We start from the raw sequence: 15,347 nt of genomic DNA, 5'->3' as shown, positions 1-15,347 counted from the left end.
GTGATATAAAAAGCAAAAGGATCAGACAGGCTGAAAAGTACAAACATGAAGGTTTTGAAAGCCATTGCACTGTTATAGTCAGTTAAAAATACTAAGTTGGTGCAATACAAAAATAGCAGTGAATTTTTTTCAATAAAATCATAGCGGAAAATATGGTCTGGGAGTTGCTTGTAAGTTGTCGGATAAATTTAAAAGTGACTTTATTATGACAGCGGCATTATGTTACCAAAACACAGCTTCTCTGCATTTTTTACCGGCTCAAATACGCATAGGTGGGCTTGAAGAGCGACAAGTTATCAAGCTTTTGAAAGAGCATATCATTGATATGTATGCAACCTCACCAGAAGAGTGCGTGCATACTCTAAATATTAATGTTCTACAAAGTGAGAGCATTAAATTTTGGAGTGCATGGCGCGGTGATGAGGCCGTAGGATGTGTCGCGATTAAATATTTATCACCTTATCACTGTGAAATAAAATCAATGCGCACCAGCAACAAAGCAAGAGGTACAGGAGTGGGTCGTCAATTGCTCGAGCATGTTATTAAGTATGCCAAGCTCAATGGCGTGAAACGTCTCAGTCTAGAAACTGGCACTATGGATTTCTTTGCTCCCGCTCGCAAGTTGTATAGCCAAAATGGTTTTGAACCATGTGGGCCATTTGGTGATTATAAGGTTGATCCGCATTCGTGTTTTATGACTTTGATCCTCTAACAAGAAATATCTGTACCTAAATGTAATATATCTGAAATAAATCTGTAGTAATGTCAGTGCCTTCAACGTTGTAGCAAGTTATCAATAAGCTTGCTTAGGTGGCGGCAAAGTCAGGTTAGGGTAAAGTGCCGAAATTCAGATATAAATTCAAAGCATTTAGTATTGCGTTGGCAGGGATGCTGATCGTCATCGCAATACTTTACCCAAGAGAAATAGCTAATAAAAAGCAAGCTTTGCTCACTCAGGTACAGTCTGACTTTAATTGGCTATTGCGAGATTTAAACCAGCAGATCGAACAACTTAATCACTTCTTTATAGAGCATGACGATCTAGATTCGGCTTGCACTGAGCAAACCTTGTATGAGCTTCGCCGTGCGCACTTTAAAATTCCCAACATTGCCGAAATGGGCATAGTGAACCCAAACGGTGAGTTAATTTGTACCAGTTGGAGTAAGCTAAATACACCTCTTAAAACAGCGGGACCGAAGCCGGCTCGTTCGGCAGAGTTACGTTTCTTTGGGCCAATTCACACTAGCTTTATTGGCGAGGCTGCGCTGGTTATCGCGAAAACCCGCACCGACGGCTATGAGATAAACGCACTGTTACCGCAATCCATATTAAATCGCCACCTAGATGACTTAGATAGACCTTATAACTACATTGTGATTGCTGACTCAAAATCGGGTGTGCCGATTTTTAAAGTGGGCGATTATAGCTTGCCAGTAGACAATCAATTGTTTCCTATAAATAAGCCAATTACGTTCGAAAGTAGCCTATTTGATGATGGTCAGTCGCACGTGTTGGTGGGATCTCCCCTTGAAAATTTGTCATCCTTGTCGTTGTTGTTAGCCATCAATGAAGATGCGCTTTATAAAAAAGTCTATCAGCCATCTACTATCAGCTTAGTCATTTATGGGGTGACATTTTTACTGCTGTTTTTACTAGTTAAGAGCTATCAAAAATATTATCAAAGCCGTAAAAGTCAGCTCAAAGATGCCATTGCTCAAGGGCAAGTGACTAATTTTTATCAGCTCATTTGGGATACCAAAACCCGTGGTTTTATCGGTGCAGAAACCTTAGTGCGCTTAAATGACCCGATTGAAGGCATATTAACACCTAACTTATTTTTGGCTGATATAGAAGCCAATAACTTACTCAAAGAGATGACCTATGAAATCATAAAAACACTAATACAAGACGCGGAAGTGCTCACTCAACAGCATAAAATTAAAAAGGTGAATATCAATATCACTGGCGAGCATTTAAAAGACGCGCATTTTAAAACTCTGATATTAGAGTTAAATCAGATCATTCCCTTGTTAGTGCTGGAACTGACCGAAAACGAGCTGTTAGAGTTTGATAATCAGCAAATTATGCAAACCATTCAAGACTTTAAAGCCGAAGGTATTTTGTTGGCGATAGATGACTTTGGTACGGGCTATGCGGGCTTACAATATTTAAAGTCGTTACCACTTAATATTATCAAAATCGATCAAAGTTATGTGGCGGCCATAGGCACCGAATCTCAACTTGCGACTATGTTAGATGCCCTGATTGAGCTTGCTAAAACCTTTAAAATTGATGTGGTGGCAGAAGGCGTTGAGACTCAAGCGCAAGCAGATTACTTAGTCGATAAAGGCGTGTATTTACATCAAGGCTGGAAATACCACAAAGCCTGTTTGCTGAGTGATATTTAAAAAGTATGTACCTAATATGGCGAGTTAGTAACCTTTTCATGTAGACTGCATGAGACATCTAATAATAAAAGGACAATATTTTGAAACACATAGGGATTGCAGCAGTGACCGCTGAAGGCGCAGCAATAACATATAAATATATATGTTCTGCATCAGAGCAAGTGTTTGGCAAACACACCCATCCAGAAATATCGATTCATGGCTTTTCATTTTCTGAGCATGTGAATTTTGGGCCTGAGCGTCTGAAAAAGTGGCAAGATTTATTGGTGCGTTCAATCAATAAATTAGAGGCTACTGGTGCACAATTAGTGATTTGCCCTTCAAACACGCCCCACGAAGTTTATGAGCAAGTATGTGAAAAAATTAATATCCCATGGCTGAATATTGCAGATGAAGTGGCTAAGGTTGCAGAGCAAAAACAATACAAGAAAATATTACTATTGGGCACTCAATTCACATTCAACAGTGCTGTTTATCCAAATGCCTTTGAACATTTAGCGGCTGAAATTGTTATACCAACTGACGAAGAGCAAGTGCTAGTGCATTCGATGATTGTTGATGAACTTGTTTCTGGCGTGGTAAGTGAAAGCGCCAGGCAGGCAATGCAAAGTTTACTCAGTAAATTTGCTCAGCAAGGCGTAGATTCGGTCATTCTAGGGTGTACAGAATTACCACTTATTATCGATGAAGCGCTTACTCAGTTGGCTATACTTGATTCAACACAGATCTTAGGCGACGCCGCCATAAAAGCGGCAACCAATTAATGATAGTGTAAATTGTAGTGAGTATGCTGATAGCTGCATTTTGGGCGGTTATCAGCTAAAGCTATAACGTCTTTTAACCTCAACAACCTCGACTACATACGATTTATACCATTTATCTCTCCCTAACTGCTGAGCAACGGCATGTTGGCTGTCTTGGTGCCAACGTTTTATGTCATCTTCGTCAAGCCAAGAATACCAATCCTCAATAATACTCAATCATTTTAAGGGACTAAAACTGACGCTAACTTCGTTGAAAATTTCTTATTTAGAACAACTAAATCGCAAAATTTTCGCCTCGTTATCGACCAGTTTTCCTTGCCTTAAAATAGTTCGCTTAATTAAGAGAATTGGTATGAGAAATCGCGACTTCTTGGCCGTCCTCTTGCACTGCTAAAAAGTCTTGGCAGTTATATTTTTCAAAAGCAAGTTCTCGCATCACGCTAACCATTTTCGAATAGTCTGAGTCTTGTTGATTGGCGATGGCTTTAAAAATGACGGCGTACATACTTGCTCCTATATACTAAATAAACGGCTTATAAATGTTTAGCTCTGAAATCTTGGTAGGCTGTAAGCGCTTTTGGCACCGATACCACCGGGTTCTCGCCATGGCCTGCACCTTGGCTAAAGCTGTACTGCCAAGTAAGGTTTTCAGGCGCACCTTGCTCTAAGACTTCAATTAAGCCATTAAAAGATCCTGTGATGATGCTGGGTTCTTCAGCCCCTAGGCTTAAATAAAAGAGTTTAGGCTTCCCAGCCAGTTGCTGAATGTCTTGTCGAAATTGCTCAACTACCACTGAATCGTCATACCAAGCAGCAGGGCTAAAAGCAAAGTAACCGTTAAATAAGTCAGGTTTGGTGACCATAGTATAAATAACAAAACTACCACCAGCAGAGTAACCACTTAAAATGCGCTCGCCACTGAGAGAATAATGTTTATGCATATAGGGCAGTACTTCGGTCTCTATAAATGACAAGAACAAGTCAGCTTTGCCAAATATCTCAGGGTCGTTATCGCTAGCAGGACGGGGCTCGATATTTACATCTCGACGCGCATAGGGCGGCACTAAATCTCGGTTGCGGGTATTGGTCCAAAACTGATTCGGAATAGACACCAAAATTGCTTCGGGATAAGTTTTTTGCTCTGCAAACTCGTCGAGTACAGCGTCCCAACGGGCTAGGTTAAAGTTGCCGTCAGAGCGAATAATGAGGGGATATTGTTTATCGGCAGAATAATTTTCGGGCAAGCGGATAAATATTTTTCGAGATTCATTGAGCACCTGAGACTCTATCACGCGGTCTTCAAAGTCAGATATATAGTATTTGTTATATTGATAGGCTTTAAAACCTGAAAACCCCATTGCAGCGAATAAAGCGGTGCCTAATAGCCAAGATTTTTTATTTGATTTTATTTTTTTAAACATACTTTAAACATCCAAACCCTTGTTTCTGAATAGGTAACTTAATTTAAAACAACGAATATGAAAAGTCATCGGTGCATTCTAGTTAATCAAATTTGTAAGCAAAGATGTGAAAGTGTTTCTTCACATTCCTTTCACAGCCAATCATCAATACTAAGCCCAGACATAAAAATAAACGGAGTTCACCATGGGCATCGCAATCAAGTTAACCAACCTGACACACCATATTCCTGTTAATAAGGACTTAAACTTAGCATTACTTGAAGACGCATCATTGCAAATTAAAGCAACTGAACAAGTTGCCATAGTGGGCGCGTCAGGCAGTGGTAAAACGACTTTGTTGAGCATTGTGGCAGGTCTTGAGCCGCTGCAAAGTGGTGAACTGGCTTTCACAAAACAGCAAGTAGCGCTTAAATCAGGCGATATCAATCAGCATAGTGGCTTTGTGTTCCAACAATTCCATCTAATTCCTGAGTTAGATGCATTGAATAATGTGGCACTGCCTTTGAAATTAAAAGGCGATAAACAGGCATTTGAAAAAGCGCGCAATTGGTTGTCTAAAGTCGGTCTTGCTGAGCGTGCAAACTTCTCTGTCAGCAAGCTCAGTGGAGGGGAGCAACAGCGCGTAGCCATCGCGCGGGCTTTTGTCTCTGAACCTGCACTTATTTTTGCCGATGAGCCAACGGGTAATCTTGATGAGCAAACCGCTGAGCATATCAGCCAATTGATGTTGCAATGCTGTCGCGAGACCAAAGCGACGTTAGTATTAATTACCCATAACCAAGCCTTAGCTGAAAAGCTCGATACAGTTTATAAACTAGAACATGGGAGGTTGCAGCTATGCGCGTAAATGCACTTTCAAATCTCATAGATAAACGCGCGCCAGAGTCAGGCAATGGTTATTCTATTCAGTCGTTATGGGCGCTCTCTTGGCAATTTCATTGGCAGCAAACTCGCTCACGCGTCAATTTAGTTCAACTACTTACGTTGTTCATCTTATTCTTCTATTTGAGTTTCACAACATTGCTTGGCAATGGTGTACAAGGGTATTTAAAACAAAACTTGCAGCAACTGCTGGGTGCTGACTCGGTAGTACAAACCTTTCAACCTTTAAATCAAGAACAGCGTTCGGCGTTTATTCAACATAGCCACGAGTTTAGTGAAACTCAAACCTATAATGTCACGCTGACTCATCAAGTCGCAGATAAACATTTGGCCCAATTAGTCAGATTAAAAGCAGTTGATGATAATTATCCAATATTTGGCACGCTTGGTGTGAGTGAGGAACAAGGACTCACTACAACAGAGTATACAAAAGGACCAAGCCAAGATGAGATTTGGCTAGAGTCACGCTTAGCCGCAGCTTTGTCACTTAAGATCAATGATGAAATTAACGTTGCGGGGCAAACCTTTAGATTCACTCATTATTTAATATCAGAGCCTGACAGATTAAGTGAGGGGCATAACAGTGATATGCGTGCCATGGTGCACTTAGCCTCACTTAAAAAGTTAATAGAAGACAATACACTTCAAGCCAAATCATATCGATACTTAATGGCACATGATGAAACGCAATTACAAAGTTTAGTAGCGACTAGCGGCGACATTGATGGCGCGACGCTCATCAGTCAAACCTTAGGTAATCATCCATTAGCTAAAAGCTGGCAGCGAGTCGAAAAGTTTATGGGGTTAGTGTCTGTGTTATTGGTGATTTTGGCGAGTATCATTTTGGCACTGAGCAATCAAAACGTCATTAAACCATTGCAAACCTTTAGCGCTATTTGTATGGCAAATGGTTTAGCAAAACAGGCTAGTAAATGGTTGGTTATTTTTGGGGGCTTATTTACGACTGTAATTACCCTAGTGCCAAGTGTTTTACTGGCAACCACGACCACTTATTTTGCAGTGCAATGGTTAGAAAACTACCATATTGTAATTGCGCTTGATTGGCAATGGACGGCGCTGCTTGAGGTAATAGTCATTGCACTCAGTCTTTATACTGCGCTAACGCTACCTGCTTGGCATTCGGTATTAACCACACCAGTTAAGCGTTTACTTATGAGCTATCAAGCGCCAGAGCGTAAGCAATGGCTCAAGATTATGATGCCTGTCGTCGCTATTATTGCACTTATTGTATGGTACTCAGACAATTGGACTTTAACCGTCATGGTCGTCGGCACACTGGCGGCTTGCCTATTCGGTTTAGTTTTGTTGACTTGGTGTGTACTTGGCTTGGGCAAATGGGGGCTATCAAAGCGTGCTCAGCTATTTGGTTTTACACTTTATCTTATGCAACAACGTATATATGTAAAAGGTGCGCAGATCATTGCCTTAGGTTTGAGTCTGACCTTGCTGCTATTATCACTGCGCATAACGCAAGATGTCACCAATGTATTGGAGCAACTTACCTTTAAAGACCAAGGCAATGTGGTGATAAGCCAAGTAACGAAGACTGAGCAACAGGCCTTAGCGCAGTTTTTAACCCAATACAAAGGGCAAATTAACTATATTGCGCCTTTTCAATACGCGCAGCTAACGCATATCAACCAAATAAAACTTAACGAAACTGGGCTGCAACCCAGTGAGTCATCAGCGCGTTTAGAGCGACCCATTCGCCTGCACTGGCAAGCGAAAGTGCCAAGCAATAATAAAGTTGTATTGGGCAGTTGGCAAAGTGACCAAGTTCTTAAAGCAAATCAGTGGCCGGTTTCTATTGAAAGTGAAGTGTTTGAAGATATGCAATTTAAATTGGGTGATGTACTGAAAATGCGCATGGGGGATCAGTCTGTGGAGTTGCTTATTGCCGCGAAACACAACTTTGTTTCGGGTGGTAGTAACACGACATTCTGGTTTGTGAGACATAGTAATGATGCGGTTGAAGACGTTGAGACATTTTATATGGGCGATGCACAACTTAGCGATGAAGCGCTGGCAAACCTTGGTCAAGTTTGGCAAGCACACCCAAGTATGCGGATGATGTCAGTGGATACTATGCTGGCTGATATACGTTTCTACATGAATTTTTTAATCATGATAGTGGTGATCTACAGTGTATTTATAGCTCTTCTTACCAACTTACTATTAGCGGCTGCAATTTCGGTGCATCAAAAGCAAGATAAAGCGCGTAATGGTTTATTGACTGTATTTGGTATTGATAAAACAAAGCAAAAGCTACTGATATTTTATGAATGGGCAATCATTACTTTGTTGCCAGCACTGGTTGCCACCTTGTGTGTTTATATGTCTATTGCTAGCTTTTATAAATATGAGTTAGCCATGCCTTATCAAGCAAACTTTTTTGCCGTGTTAACGCAGGCTCTAGTGATTGCAACAATGATAGCAATCACAGGTATTGTTATGTCTCTCAGGCAGTTAAAGTCACCAACACGGGGGCTACTTGAAGAGCAGTAATATTTTGTTAAGCTTTTTCTAAGAGTGGTGCTTGGCTAAAGCACCACTCTTGTGTGATAGTGCGTTCCTAAAGAGTGAACGTAAGCAATAAAAGATGATGAGCTAAAGGTGAAATCGTATGCATAGACATTGGGTTAATTGGGCAATTAAAACCATTGAAGCAGATTACACGCGCTCTGCAGATACACATTTAATTCGTTTAGATCTAAAATCTCACCCTGACGTGCTTTTGTATCTAAAAGATGAAAGTACACATCCAACCGGCTCTTTGAAACACCGCCTTGCTCGTTCACTATTTTTATATGCCTTATGTAACGGCCATATTACTGAAAATACCCCCATCATAGAGTCTTCATCTGGTAGCACAGCTGTTTCGGAAGCCTATTTTGCAAAGTTACTCGGTCTTGATTTTATTGCTGTAGTACCAAAGTCTACGGCACATGAAAAAATCAAACAGATTGAGTTTTATGGTGGTCGCTGTCATTTGGTTGAACAAACAGATCAAATTTACAGCGAGTCTCAGCGTTTAGCCAATGAGTTAAATGGCCATTATATGGACCAATTTACTTATGCCGAGCGTGCGACTGATTGGCGCGGTAATAACAACATTGCAGAAAGTATCTTTAAGCAAATGCAAGATGAGCCGCATCCTATACCCAGCTGGATTGTGATGAGCCCTGGTACTGGAGGCACTTCAGCGACGCTTGGACGTTATTTACGTTTTCAAAAATACGATACAAACTTATTGGTTGTAGACCCTGAACACTCAGTATTTTTCGATTACTTTCAAACCCGTGACAGCAGCATAACGCTCGGTCGAGGCAGTCGGATTGAAGGCATAGGAAGGCCGCGAGTAGAACCTTCTTTTATTGCTGGAGTCGTAGATGAGATGCAAAAAGTACCAGATGCCGCCAGTATTGCCACCATGCATTGGCTCAGTAAAAAACTAGGTAAGCGTGTGGGGCCTTCATCAGGGACTAATATGTTTGGCGTGCTGAATAAAGTATTAGAAATGCAACAACTGGAGCAGTCAGGTGCAATCGTGACGCTTTTATGCGACAGCGGGGAAAGGTATTTAAATACTTACCATGATGATCAGTGGGTTGATGAGAACATTGGCGATTACAGCCAGTTTGATAAATTTTTGGCTCAATTTAATTAAGAATTAAAAGTAAGAAGTAAACAGATGCATTTAAGAATCGCGACTCAGGATGATATAAACGATTTACTACACCTAGAGCAAGCCGTCGTTGAGGCTGAAAGACCTTACAACAGTCATATTAAAGCGAATAACGCGACGTATTATGATTTACCCGCGTTGATAAGTGAAACAAGTAGCCAAGTACTCGTGCTTGAAGAAAAAGATCAGATCATCGCGACTGGCTATATTCAGGTCAGATCAAGTAAACAATCACTATCTCACGAGCAACACGGCTACCTTGGCTTTATGTATGTTGCACCAGACTTTCGTGGTCGAGGCTTAAATAGACTGGTCATGGATGCGTTAATGGGCTGGGGACGAGCACATGGTGTAAATATATTTTACTTGGATGTATATGCCGAAAATCAAGCCGCAATTAATGCTTATCAAAAGCTAGGTTTTACCCCCTCATTGGTTGAGATGAAACTTGAATGCGCATAACAAATTAGGGCGTGTATATTATTGATAACTTTGAGCAACTAAAGCTCAGGTTATGTAATTTCAGCACGCCCTAACCCATCTAGACTTTTACTTATTTAAAGGCTTGTCAGGCCAAAAATTGAAAATGACAGAGTAGCTACCGATCCAATCGCCAACATAGTGTATTCAGTTACCTTCTGTTGGTAGCGATTTTCATCACCTTTAGGTTCTAAAATAATCATTAAAATACCAGTAATGAAAAAAGCAAAAGAGTAGATAACGAGGATCGTTAAAAGCGTATCAGTAAACATGATGGCCTCAATGTATTAAGCACGAATAAAAAACGTTGTTTCATTGTGGATCACAACGAAAGCAGCACAGACCGCGCAATTCTATCTCAATGTTCATACCTCATCTATAAAATCTAACCTGAAGATATCAAAATAAAATTCGAACTTTTTCATATGCTTTGCATACAACGCCTTTAATCTAGATTTTAGAAATAAAAACAATGTTGATAATAGGGTGTTTTTGTTACATTATCACAATTTGAGTTAGAGTAATTGTACGAATTTAAATTTGGGGGGAAGTAATGGTCTCACGTAGACAATTTACATTTAGTGCTGCGGCATTGGCTTTTTCGGGGTTAACCGTCAATATGATGGGCTGTCGCAGCAAAGAAGGCAATAATGTGGCTTTGGCTGACATGCCGCTGTCATCAGGGTATGGCGATTTAGTTTCCGACAAAAATAATATCCTAGACTTACCGCCAGGCTTTAGTTATCGAGTGATCTCACAACTCGGCGATAAAATGGATGATGGTATGCCAGTACCTGACAATGCAGATGGTATGGGGTGTATCAAATTAGATGAAGACCGTGTCGCTTTGGTTCGTAATCACGAGCTGGCTCAAAAGCACATAAAAAAGTCAGCAGTGCCATGGCAGTCTTTCCAATCGAATAAAAGCTACGACAACTTAAAGTCTGGTACAGCTTTACCGGGCGGCACCTCAACACTGGTTTACAACCTAAAAACGCAAACATTAGAAAAACAGTACATGAGCCTGATCGGTACAATCAGAAATTGTGCGGGTGGTACAACGCCTTGGGGCACTTGGCTAACGTGTGAAGAGTCAGTCGATCGTCCCGATGGCAACATCTCAAAAGACCATGGTTATATTTTTGAAGTACCCGCAAAGGCTAATGGGTTAGTAGAGCCTAAACCATTAGTTGCTATGGGCCGTTTCAACCATGAAGCGGCAGCTGTCGACCCAAGAACTGGTATTATTTATCTGACTGAAGACAGGGGCGATAGTCTACTTTATCGCTTTATTCCAAAGGTAAAAGGTCAGTTAAGTGAAGGGGGAGCATTACAAGCCCTTGTCGTTAAACAAAAGCCAAAGTTTGATACTCGAAACTGGGCTGAAAACAGCATGGCACTGGGTGATTGGTTAGAGGTTGAATGGATCACGCTTTCAAACCCAGAAAGTCCCAATGATGATTTACGTGAGCAGGGTTATGAAGCGGGCGCAGCGCTGTTTGCACGTGGTGAAGGCATTCATTTTGGCAGCAATGAATTGTATTTCTGCTGTACCAATGGGGGGCAAAAACAGTTTGGCCAAGTAATGCGATACCAGCCATCAGCCTTTGAAGGTACAGCGCAAGAGTCTCAGCATCCAGGCTTATTACAGCTATTTGTTGAGAGTACTGATGGTAGTCAGTATAATTTTGGTGATAACTTAACGGTGACTCCACAAGGCCATTTATTAGTATGTGAAGACCAATATACCGATATTACTCGAAACTTTTTAAGAGGGGTGACACCAAAAGGTGCAGTGTATCCGTTTGCAAAACTTCACATTCAAACAGAGCCAGCAGGAGCCTGTTTTTCTCATGACGGAAAAACGCTATTTGTAAATCTTTACTCACCGACTAAAACCCTCGCTATTACAGGCCCTTGGGAGCAATTTTCAGCGCAGAAAGCCTAACCAATTTTTATGCTTAAAATTCTACAGTTTTAAGTGGGCTAAGGACTTAAGGAAGCAATTTATTACAATTGCTTCCTTTCAATTCTAATTTTGAGCTTGTTTAATTATTTGGCATTTGACACAGTCTGTTTCTGTTATGGGTTTTTGTGTTGGCATCAATATGTAGCTAACTGTCTAAAAATTATCATTTTTTACTCTGTTAGGTAACAAGCAATAAGGAAAATAGAGAAATATAACAATGAAGAATATTTTTTCAGCCGTTGCACTGGGCGTGATCAGTGCTTTTTCAGCCAATGCGGCTGATGAAACCAGATTGTTAAGACAACCTACGCTTAGCGACTCTCATATCGGGTTTGTTTATGGTGGAGATGTGTGGGTGTCAGACTTTGATGGTGAAAACGTTAAGCGTATAACCAGTACGCAAGCAGTCGAAACTGAGCCTCATTTATCACCAGATGGTGAGACCATCGCATTTAGCTCTAATCGAGATGGCCAGCAATCTGTTTACATTGTGCCTGTTGCGGGGGGAGAGCCAAAACGTCTCACTTGGCATGCAAACAATGCGTATGTAAGAGGCTGGACGCCAGATGGCAAAAAGGTGTTATTTGCTTCTTCACGAGGTACAGCACCAAAGCGATATGAGCGTTTATGGACCGTGTCTGTCGATGGCGGAGCACCAGAACTTGTCACGCATCAATGGGGCTTTAATGGCGCACTTTCTAAAGACGGTGACAAACTCATTATTGACCGTATGAGTCGCTGGGATACCGAGTGGCGTAACTACAAAGGCGGCCAGAATACCCCACTTGTGTTACTGGATTTAGAAACACAAGAAGAAACCCAACTACCTCATTTCAATACGTCAACAGATATTGAGCCGGTATGGCTTAAAGGCAAAGTGTATTATTTGTCTGATAGAGATTGGGTATCGAATATTTGGGAATATGACCCAAAAAGCAAAAAGACCAAACAAATTACCAAATTTAAAGGCGGTGACATTAAGCAACTTGCCAGCAATGGTAAGCAATTAGCGTTTGAAAAAGACGGCTATTTGTATACTTATAATGTAAAGCGCAAGCGTGCTAAAAAGCTCGACATTAACATTCAAGCCGACTTCCCATGGGCAGAAACTAAGTGGCAAAATGTCGCAAGAAGCGCTAAAAATGCCTCTTTATCGCCTTCAGGAAAACGCGCGTTATTCGAATCACGTGGTGAAATATTCACAGTGCCTGTCGAGCATGGCTCAACGCGTAATTTAACCAAAGATCATAGCTCAGCCGATAGAGCGCCAATCTGGTCACCAAAAGGCGATAAAATAGCTTGGTTCTCTGATGAGGGTGAGCAAGGTTATAAATTAGTGCTACAAAACCAAGATGGTATGGGTGAGCGTAAAACCATTTCTATTGGTGAATCGAAAATGGCTTGGGAACCGCAGTGGTCACCAGATGGTAAGTACATTGCCTTTGTGGATGACGATGTGCGTTACCGTTTAGTTGATTTAGACTCTGAAACGATTAAAACCATTGATGTCGGCGGTAACAATTTAGAACGTGGTCGCACAGGTTTAACTTGGGCACCCGACTCAAAATGGTTAGCGTATGCCAAGCAAGCTGATAATGGCTTTAAACAAATCAAAGTTTGGTCTTTAGAAGAAGAGCAAAGTCGTGCCATTACAAATCGTATGGCTAATTCAGTTTCGCCTGCATGGGATCAAAGTGGTAAACATTTATTTTTCTTAGCCAGTACTGATTATGGCCTAGACAGTGGTTGGGCAAATACTAGCTCAATGTCGGCAGATCATGAGTATGCGCCTTACATTATTAATCTTGCCAAAGACTTAGATTCACCTTTTGCGCTGCGCAGCGATGAAGAAAAGGTGAAAAAAGAAGCTAAGCCTGACGAAGGTAAAGCAGATGCAGATAAGAAAGCTGATAAAGCAGAAAAAGCTGAGTCTTCAGATAAAGCAAAAGATGCGGCTAAGAAAAAAGAAGGCAAAGACAAAAAGAAAGATGGCGTCGTTGTTAGCATAGACTTTGACAACATTGAACGTCGTATCATGCCATTGCCTATGCCAGAAGGTCGATATAGCGGTGTGATACATGGACCAAAAGGCAGTGTGTTCTTTGCTAAACGTGCCGACAAAGGTTGGTCGTTCTCACTACATAAATACAGTGTTAAAAAGCGTAAGGCCAAACCATATGTAAGCGGTATCAGCGATGTGAACATTTCTGCTGACACCAAAAAGCTCATAGTTAAAAAAGGTCGCCGTTGGCATGTGGTCGATGCAACTAAACCGTCTGTAAAGTTAGGTAAGCCACTTAAAGTTGATTTAGAAACGCGTCTAGACCGTCAAGCAGAATGGCGTCAGATGTTTGTAGAAGCATGGCGTTATCAGCGTGATTACTTCTACGACCCTGATATGCATGGTCGTGATTGGGATGAAGTGTTCTCCCGTTATGAGCCTTTGGTTGAGCATGTTAAACATCGCTCGGACTTAAATTACTTACTTGATATGGTTAACGGTGAGCTGTCTGTAGGTCACAGTTTTGTATTCGGTGGCGATATGCCAGATGTTGAAAAACGTCGAGCGGGCCTATTGGGTGCAGACTTAGTTCAAGATAACGGTTATTGGAAAATCGACCGAATTTATACCTCAGAAAGCTGGAACCCTAAACTAAAAGGTCCACTTGATCAGCCAAATCTAAAAGTGTCAGAGCAGCAATATATCGTTTCGATTAATGGCCAGCCGCTTACAGCAAACGATAACCCTTATGCGTTGTTAGACGGCACTGCGGGTAAACAAACGACTTTGAAAGTAAACGACAAGCCAGACTATGAAGGGGCGCATCAAGTGATTGTTGAGCCGATTTCAAGTGAGTATGGCCTTCGTCAACGTGCTTGGGTTGAAGACAATCGTCGCTTAGTTGATAAGTTGTCAGACGGCAAACTTGCATATGTATGGGTGCCAAATACTTCAACACCTGGTTTCACTTCATTTAACCGTTACTTCTTTGCACAGCAAGACAAAATGGGCGCGGTGATCGATGAGCGCTTTAATGGCGGTGGTTTATTAGATGACTACATGGTTGATTTAATGAATCGCAAGCTGCGTGCTGCGATCACCAATGAAGTACCAAACGGCAAACCTATGCTATTACCTGCGGGTATAAAAGGGCCAAAAGCTCTGCTTATCAATGAACTAGCTGGTTCGGGTGGTGACTACTTCCCATGGGCATTTAGACAGCAAAAAGTGGGCAAGCTGATTGGTGCTACAACCTGGGGTGGGGTAGTGAAGTCATCGGTGCATTACCCACTGGTTGATGGTGGCGCACTGACTGCACCGGATAATGCCGTGTTTGACCCTATCAACAATGAGTGGGTAGGTGAAAACAAGGGTATCGCCCCAGATATCAAGGTTTATCAAGATGCTCGTTCGCTTTCTCAAGGGAAAGACCCTCAGTTAGAGCGCGCAGTATCAGAGTTAATGAAAGAGCTTGAAGGCAAGTCGCCACTTGATATAAAACCGCCTAAGTACTCAACTCCGGCGGTAAAACCATAAATCTAACTTTACGTAAATCGTAAATTAAAGCGGCTACTTCGCAGGAAGTAGCCGCTTTTCTTTGCAAAGTTGCAAGTCAATTTATAAGTGAATGAACTTTTAATTGTTACATTATCTCGCTTTTATGTGGTTTTATCTTGTTTGTTTCTGATTTGTGACAAAATCATTAAACTATTTG

Annotated in this window: 12 protein-coding genes; 9 read left to right on the top strand and 3 right to left on the bottom strand. The window is 41.4% G+C overall.

Annotation, left to right across the window (positions count from 1 at the left end):
- Positions 1–205 precede the first annotated feature (205 nt).
- From ABMY35_RS14555 to ABMY35_RS14545, 3 genes are all read left to right on the top strand, one after another.
- Positions 206–712: a GNAT family N-acetyltransferase gene (locus ABMY35_RS14555; RefSeq protein ID WP_349286871.1), complete on the top strand. Its 507-nt coding sequence runs from the start codon at positions 206–208 to the stop codon at positions 710–712.
- Positions 713–837: 125 nt separating this feature from the next.
- A complete protein-coding gene (locus tag ABMY35_RS14550; RefSeq protein ID WP_349286870.1) occupies positions 838–2,409 on the top strand; it encodes an EAL domain-containing protein in 1,572 nt (523 codons plus the stop codon).
- A gap of 80 nt (positions 2,410–2,489) precedes the next feature.
- Positions 2,490–3,173 carry an amino acid racemase gene (locus ABMY35_RS14545; protein ID WP_349286869.1) on the top strand — a complete coding sequence of 228 codons (684 nt, stop codon included), beginning with the start codon at positions 2,490–2,492 and terminating at the stop codon, positions 3,171–3,173.
- A 334-nt stretch (positions 3,174–3,507) separates the two neighbouring features.
- Here ABMY35_RS14545 and ABMY35_RS14540 read toward each other — a convergent pair whose 3' ends face one another.
- Both ABMY35_RS14540 and ABMY35_RS14535 read right to left on the bottom strand, forming a co-directional pair.
- The gene (locus tag ABMY35_RS14540; protein ID WP_349286868.1) at positions 3,508–3,678 is read right to left on the bottom strand and encodes a hypothetical protein; all 171 of its coding nucleotides are present in this window, start codon (positions 3,676–3,678) and stop codon (positions 3,508–3,510) included.
- Between the two features lie 28 nt (positions 3,679–3,706).
- Complete coding sequence (locus ABMY35_RS14535) at positions 3,707–4,594, bottom strand: alpha/beta hydrolase-fold protein (protein WP_349286867.1); 888 nt, start codon at positions 4,592–4,594, stop codon at positions 3,707–3,709.
- Between the two features lie 184 nt (positions 4,595–4,778).
- On the opposite strand from ABMY35_RS14535, the gene ABMY35_RS14530 reads away from it, so the two are divergent.
- The 4 genes from ABMY35_RS14530 to ABMY35_RS14515 all read left to right on the top strand — a co-directional run bounded on the left by ABMY35_RS14530 (position 4,779) and on the right by ABMY35_RS14515 (position 9,644).
- Positions 4,779–5,441, top strand: a complete 663-nt coding sequence (locus ABMY35_RS14530; RefSeq protein ID WP_349286866.1) for an ABC transporter ATP-binding protein — start codon at positions 4,779–4,781, stop codon at positions 5,439–5,441.
- Complete coding sequence (locus ABMY35_RS14525) at positions 5,432–8,002, top strand: FtsX-like permease family protein (protein WP_349286865.1); 2,571 nt, start codon at positions 5,432–5,434, stop codon at positions 8,000–8,002. Before ABMY35_RS14530 ends, ABMY35_RS14525 begins: the two co-directional genes overlap by 10 nt.
- A 118-nt stretch (positions 8,003–8,120) precedes the next feature.
- A complete protein-coding gene (locus ABMY35_RS14520) occupies positions 8,121–9,164 on the top strand; it encodes a PLP-dependent cysteine synthase family protein (RefSeq protein WP_349286864.1) in 1,044 nt (347 codons plus the stop codon).
- Between the two features lie 24 nt (positions 9,165–9,188).
- The gene (locus ABMY35_RS14515) at positions 9,189–9,644 is read left to right on the top strand and encodes a GNAT family N-acetyltransferase (RefSeq protein WP_349286863.1); all 456 of its coding nucleotides are present in this window, start codon (positions 9,189–9,191) and stop codon (positions 9,642–9,644) included.
- A gap of 95 nt (positions 9,645–9,739) precedes the next feature.
- Here the strand turns inward: ABMY35_RS14515 and ABMY35_RS14510 are convergent, their stop codons facing one another.
- The gene (locus ABMY35_RS14510) at positions 9,740–9,934 is read right to left on the bottom strand and encodes a hypothetical protein (RefSeq protein ID WP_349286862.1); all 195 of its coding nucleotides are present in this window, start codon (positions 9,932–9,934) and stop codon (positions 9,740–9,742) included.
- A gap of 281 nt (positions 9,935–10,215) precedes the next feature.
- Between ABMY35_RS14510 and ABMY35_RS14505 the strand changes: the two genes are divergently transcribed.
- Entirely contained in the window at positions 10,216–11,610 is a 1,395-nt protein-coding gene (locus ABMY35_RS14505) for an alkaline phosphatase PhoX (protein WP_349286861.1), read from the top strand.
- 238 nt (positions 11,611–11,848) lie between these two features.
- Positions 11,849–15,169, top strand: coding sequence for a PDZ domain-containing protein (locus ABMY35_RS14500; protein ID WP_349286860.1), 3,321 nt, complete (start codon positions 11,849–11,851; stop codon positions 15,167–15,169).
- Positions 15,170–15,347 lie beyond the last annotated feature (178 nt).

Origin of the sequence: Pseudoalteromonas sp. BZB3 (assembly GCF_040104455.1) — a bacterium.
Taxonomy (GTDB): Bacteria; Pseudomonadota; Gammaproteobacteria; order Enterobacterales; family Alteromonadaceae; genus Pseudoalteromonas.
This window is presented reverse-complemented; position numbering and strand designations above follow the sequence as displayed.

Excerpts from the sequence above, each read along its gene's own strand:
- ABMY35_RS14535 (WP_349286867.1), bottom strand. The coding sequence starts at position 4,594 with ATGTTTAAAAAAATAAAATCAAATAAAAAATCTTGGCTATTAGGCACC.
- ABMY35_RS14520 (WP_349286864.1), top strand. The coding sequence starts at position 8,121 with ATGCATAGACATTGGGTTAATTGGGCAATTAAAACCATTGAAGCAGAT.
- ABMY35_RS14525 (WP_349286865.1), top strand. The coding sequence starts at position 5,432 with ATGCGCGTAAATGCACTTTCAAATCTCATAGATAAACGCGCGCCAGAG.
- ABMY35_RS14555 (WP_349286871.1), top strand. The coding sequence starts at position 206 with ATGACAGCGGCATTATGTTACCAAAACACAGCTTCTCTGCATTTTTTA.
- ABMY35_RS14500 (WP_349286860.1), top strand. The coding sequence starts at position 11,849 with ATGAAGAATATTTTTTCAGCCGTTGCACTGGGCGTGATCAGTGCTTTT.
- ABMY35_RS14515 (WP_349286863.1), top strand. The coding sequence starts at position 9,189 with ATGCATTTAAGAATCGCGACTCAGGATGATATAAACGATTTACTACAC.
- ABMY35_RS14510 (WP_349286862.1), bottom strand. The coding sequence starts at position 9,934 with ATGTTTACTGATACGCTTTTAACGATCCTCGTTATCTACTCTTTTGCT.
- ABMY35_RS14540 (WP_349286868.1), bottom strand. The coding sequence starts at position 3,678 with ATGTACGCCGTCATTTTTAAAGCCATCGCCAATCAACAAGACTCAGAC.
- ABMY35_RS14530 (WP_349286866.1), top strand. The coding sequence starts at position 4,779 with ATGGGCATCGCAATCAAGTTAACCAACCTGACACACCATATTCCTGTT.
- ABMY35_RS14505 (WP_349286861.1), top strand. The coding sequence starts at position 10,216 with ATGGTCTCACGTAGACAATTTACATTTAGTGCTGCGGCATTGGCTTTT.